Origin of the sequence: uncultured Tepidimonas sp. (assembly GCF_938045175.1) — a bacterium.
Classification (GTDB): Bacteria; Pseudomonadota; Gammaproteobacteria; order Burkholderiales; family Burkholderiaceae_C; genus Tepidimonas.
Genome location: NZ_CALIND010000127.1, coordinates 1 through 4,618 on the forward strand (window position 1 = coordinate 1; position 4,618 = coordinate 4,618).

Genomic DNA, 4,618 nt, shown 5'->3' on the forward strand with positions numbered 1-4,618 from the left:
AGCCGCCCCAGCACGGGCCAGTGACGTACGTCGGCCTTGGAGACGAAACGACACGGGCGCACCGCGTTGACCACCAAAATGTCCAGCCACGAGATGTGATTGGCCACCACCAGCAGCGGCCCGCGGGCGGGTGGCGGGCCATGCACGAACCAGCGCACACCCAAAATGTCCAGTGCCTGCCGGGACCAGCGCTGCACGTGAGCGACGCGGGCCGCGTCGTCGGCGCGCGGAAAGACCCGCCACAGCGTCCACAGCCCCTGCAGGACGTGCGCCAGCAGCCGCGCCGCGCGGCCCACGGCACGCACGCGGCACCCCCACGGCACGGCGGCGGTCGCCATGGCGCGGTCAGTCGGCGGCATCGAACGCGATGTGGCCACCCACCACCGTGGTGCGCACGCGCGCAGGCAGCGCGTGGCCCTCGAACGGCGTATGCCGGCCCTGGCTGCGCAGGCGTGATGGCTCCACGCGCCAGGTGGCTTGCGGGTCGAGCACGCACACGTCGGCCACCCCGCCCACGGCCAGCCGGCCGACGCTGGCCTGCAGCGTGCCCAACCGCGCCCCCAGCACGCGCGCCGGCCCGCTGGTGAGCACCTCTACTGCGCGCGCCACGGGCACGCCGTCTTGTTGCGCCCATTTGACGGCGAGGCCCGCGAGCAGCTCGATGGCGGTGGCGCCCGGCTCGGCCTGCGCGAATGGCACCGCCTTCGCGTCGGCCGAGACGGGCGTGTGGTCCGACACCAGCGCGTCGATCGTGCCGTCAGCCAGCCCGGCGCGCAGCGCGTCGCGGTCGCGCTGCTGGCGCACGGGCGGCTGCAGGCGCAGCCGGGTGTCGTAGTAGCCGATGTCGGTATCGGTGAGCAGCAGTTGGTGCACGCTGACGTCGGCCGTGACCGGCAAGCCTTCGGCCTTGGCTTGGCGCACCAAGTCGACGCCGGCGGCGGTGCTCAAGCGGCACAGGTGCAGGTGCACGGGCGGCGGCGCCCCCGGCGGCGTGCCCGCCACGACGCTGCGCAGCAGCGCCAGCAGCGTGTGCAGCGCGATCACCTCGGACGCGGCGGGCACGCCCGACAGCCCGAGCCGCGTAGCCAGCGGCCCGCTGGCCATGACGCCTTTGGACAGCCACGGCTCTTCGGGCCGCAGCCACAGCGTGTAGCCAAAAGTGGCGGCGTACTGGAAGGCACGCTGCAGCACCTGGGTGTTGACGATGGGCTCATCCGCCTGGCCAAAGCCCACGCAGCCGCGCTCGGCCAGTTGCACCATCTCGGCCAGCACCTCGCCCTGCAGCCCGCGCGTCAGCGCCCCCAGCGGAAACAGGCGCGTGCGGTGCAGCCGCTCGGCGCGCGCGCGCAGCATGTCGACCAGGCCCGGTTCGTCCAGCACGGGATCGGTATCGGGCGGGCACACCAGGCTGGTCACGCCACCGGCGACGGCGGCAGCGGTTTCGCTCTCGAGCATGCCCGCATGCTCGTGGCCGGGCTCGCCCAGGCGGGCGCACAAGTCCACCAGTCCGGGCAATAGCCAGCAGCCGCGGGCGTCGAGCACGCGGTTGGGGTGGAAGTCCACAGGCACCTGACCGATGCCGATGATGCGCCCAGCAGCGATGGCCACGTCGGCCACCCGGTCGGTGCCGCTGGCGGGATCGATGACGCGGCCGTCTCGGATGAGGAGTTTCATGCTTCGTTCCCCGCGATGATGCCCATGACCGCCATGCGCACCGCCACGCCAAAGGTCACCTGCGGCAGCACCACGCTTTGCGCGCCATCGACGACGCTGGAGTCGATCTCGACCCCACGGTTGACCGGCCCCGGGTGCATGACGATGGCATCGGGCTTGGCCCAGCGCAGCCGCTCGGGCGTGAGGCCAAAGCGCTGGTGAAACTCCTGGCTGGAGGGCAGCAAAGCGCCGCTCATGCGCTCGTTTTGCAGCCGCAGCGCGATGACGACGTCACAGTCACGGATGCCCTCTTCCAGCGAATGGCACACGCGCACGCCCAGGTGCGCCAAGTCGCTGGGTACCAGCGTGCGCGGGCCCACCACACGCACGTCCGGGCAGCCCAGGGTGGTGAGCGCGTGGATGTCGGAGCGCGCCACGCGCGAGTGCAGCACGTCGCCCACGATGGCCACCGACAGACGGGTGAAGTCACCCTTGTAGTGGCGGATGGTGTACATGTCCAGCAGGCCCTGTGTGGGGTGGGCGTGGCGGCCATCACCGGCATTGATGACGTGCACGTGCGGTGCCACGTGCTGCGCGATCAGGTACGGCGCGCCCGACTCGCTGTGGCGCACGACGAAGATGTCGGCCGCCATCGCCGAGAGGTTGGCGATCGTGTCGAGCAGCGTCTCGCCCTTGGCGGTAGAGGAGCGCGCGATGTCGAGGTTGAACACGTCGGCCGACAGGCGGGTGGCCGCGATCTCGAACGTGGTGCGGGTGCGCGTGCTGTTTTCGAAAAAGAGGTTGAACACGCTCTTGCCGCGCAGCAGGGGGACTTTTTTGACCTCGCGGTCGTTGACGCTGACGAACTGCGCGGCCGTGTCCAGGATGTGCAGCAGGATGTCGCGCGGCAGCCCTTCGGTGGAGAGCAGATGGATGAGCTCGCCGTGGCGGTTGAGTTGGGGATTGCGCGTCATGGCGTGGGGGCTCCGGCAGTGTTAGCCCAGGCGCGGCGGGGTGCGTTCGAGCAGGGCGAAGGAGAAGCGCCCGTCGCCGTCGCGCACCAGCTCGAACGACTGGTGCGCGGGCAGCGGCAGGCGCACGGCAGCGGCGTCGGCTGCCACCGGTAGCTCGCGCCCACCGCGGTCGACCAGCACCGCCAGCCGCACGCTGGCCGGGCGGCCATAGTCGAACAGCTCGTTGAGCACGGCGCGCAGCGTGCGGCCGGTGTAGAGCACGTCGTCGATGAGCAGCACGTGCGCACCTTCGACCTCGAACGGCAGGCGCGTCTGCGCGGTGCTGGCCGCCAGCCCGCGCTGCGCGTAGTCGTCGCGGTGCAGGGTGGCGACGATGACACCTGGCTCGCCGGGCAAGCCCAGCTCGCGGTGCAGCCGCTCGGCCAGCCATGCGCCGCCCGAGGCCACGCCCACCAGGTGGGTGGGTTGTGGCCCGGCGGCCAGCAAGGCCTGCACCGCGCGGCGCAACTCGGCATACAGGGCCTCGGCATCCAGCGGCAGCCGCCCGTCGGTCGGCGCGGCGTCCCGCCCCCCGTCGTGGGTCATGGCAGACTCCTCAAATACTGCTCCAAAATGATGCACGCGGCAGCGGCATCGGCGTCTTTGGCACCCAGCGCGTGGGCTTCGGTGCTGCTGTAGCGTTCGTCCACTTCCACCACGGGCAGACCGGTGCGGCCGTGCAACTGGCGCGCAAAGCGCTGCGCGCGCTGCGTGTGCGCGTGCGCCGCGCCGTCGGGATGGTACGGCACGCCCACCACCAGGGCGTCCGGCTGCCATTGGGCGATCGCCGCCAGCAGGCGCTGCCAGCGCGCGTCGCCCTGGGCGTCCACCGTGGGCAAGGGCGTGGCGGTGCGCGTGATGGCGTTGCCGCTGGCCATGCCGACGCGACGCTCGCCCCAGTCGAACGCCAAAAAACTCTGTGCGCCCGCGCGCACCACGCCCCAGGTCGTCATGCCCGCCCAGCGCCCGGTGCCAGCATCCACGGCTGCAGGCCCAGCAGGCCCATCGCCCGCTCGTAGCGCTGCTCGATGGGCACCTCGAACAGCAGCGCCGGGTCGGCCGGCACCGTCAGCCAGGCGTTGTCGCCCAATTCGGATTCGAGCTGCCCCTCGCCCCAGGACGAATATCCCAGCGCCACCAGCATCTGCCGCGGCCCGGCGCCGGCGGCGACGGCTTCGAGCACGTCGCGCGAGGTGGTCAGCTCCAGCCCTGCCCCGTCGATGCGCAGCGACGAGGCATAGGCACTAGCGCGTGGCGGCGGGGCCGCCGGGTCGCGGGCGGAAGATCCCGACACCTCGTCGGGCGCCTCGTCGGCTGCCCCCGCTGCCTGCAACAACGACGGCAAAGCCGACGTCGGCGCGGGCACGGCCTGCGTCGCAGGGGGGTTGACCGAGCCCACGGGCTCGGGCTCGCCCATGTGCTCGTGCAGCACGAAGCCACGCTCGGTCTGCAGCGGCCCGCCTCGCAGCACGGGCATGCCCGACCATTCGGGGCGGCCCAGGGGCAGTTCCAGCCGCTCGAACAGGTCGTCGAGCGTGATGCCCGTGGGTTTGTTGATGATGAGGCCCAGCGCGCCGCGCGGCGTATGCTCGCAGACATAGACGACACTGCGGCCGAACAGCTCATCGTTCAGCCCGGGCATGGCGATCAAGAAATGATGCGTCAGGTTGACGGGGGCAGAATCCGAGCTCATGGCATCGATTCTACGCGCGCACCCCCATGAACCCTGACCGCAAACCGTACGACCGTGGCCTGATGTGGTTTCGCCGTGACCTGCGCACGGCCGACAACGCGGCGCTGTGCCACGCCCTGCAACAATGCCGGCGCGTGTGGGCGGTGTTCGTCTTCGACACCGACATCCTGCAGCCGCTGCTGGAGCGAGGGCTGCACGCCGACCGGCGGGTGGAGTTTATCCATGAGAGCCTGATCGACCTGGACGAGCAGCTGCGCGC

Annotated in this window: 7 protein-coding genes; 1 reads left to right on the top strand and 6 read right to left on the bottom strand. The window is 71.2% G+C overall.

Going from position 1 to position 4,618, the window contains the following annotated elements; all coding sequences use genetic code 11:
• The 6 genes from Q0716_RS06760 to Q0716_RS06785 all read right to left on the bottom strand — a co-directional run.
• Nucleotides 1–338, bottom strand: a 338-nt coding sequence (locus tag Q0716_RS06760; protein ID WP_299021211.1) for a 1-acyl-sn-glycerol-3-phosphate acyltransferase, incomplete at its 3' end; no start/stop codon positions are given.
• A 7-nt stretch (nucleotides 339–345) separates the two neighbouring features.
• Complete coding sequence (locus tag Q0716_RS06765) at nucleotides 346–1,674, bottom strand: dihydroorotase (RefSeq protein WP_299021214.1); 1,329 nt, start codon at nucleotides 1,672–1,674, stop codon at nucleotides 346–348.
• Nucleotides 1,671–2,627: an aspartate carbamoyltransferase catalytic subunit gene (locus Q0716_RS06770; protein WP_299021216.1), complete on the bottom strand. Its 957-nt coding sequence runs from the start codon at nucleotides 2,625–2,627 to the stop codon at nucleotides 1,671–1,673. Before Q0716_RS06770 ends, Q0716_RS06765 begins: the two co-directional genes overlap by 4 nt.
• Before the next feature lie 21 nt (nucleotides 2,628–2,648).
• A complete protein-coding gene (pyrR, locus tag Q0716_RS06775) occupies nucleotides 2,649–3,212 on the bottom strand; it encodes a bifunctional pyr operon transcriptional regulator/uracil phosphoribosyltransferase PyrR (protein ID WP_299021219.1) in 564 nt (187 codons plus the stop codon).
• Nucleotides 3,209–3,619, bottom strand: coding sequence for a Holliday junction resolvase RuvX (ruvX, locus tag Q0716_RS06780; protein ID WP_299021222.1), 411 nt, complete (start codon nucleotides 3,617–3,619; stop codon nucleotides 3,209–3,211). Before ruvX ends, pyrR begins: the two co-directional genes overlap by 4 nt.
• Entirely contained in the window at nucleotides 3,616–4,359 is a 744-nt protein-coding gene (locus Q0716_RS06785; protein ID WP_299021225.1) for a YqgE/AlgH family protein, read from the bottom strand. Before Q0716_RS06785 ends, ruvX begins: the two co-directional genes overlap by 4 nt.
• Nucleotides 4,360–4,385: 26 nt before the next feature.
• Here Q0716_RS06785 and Q0716_RS06790 point away from each other — a divergent pair.
• Nucleotides 4,386–4,618, top strand: a 233-nt coding sequence (locus tag Q0716_RS06790) for a deoxyribodipyrimidine photo-lyase (RefSeq protein ID WP_299021228.1), incomplete at its 3' end; no start/stop codon positions are given.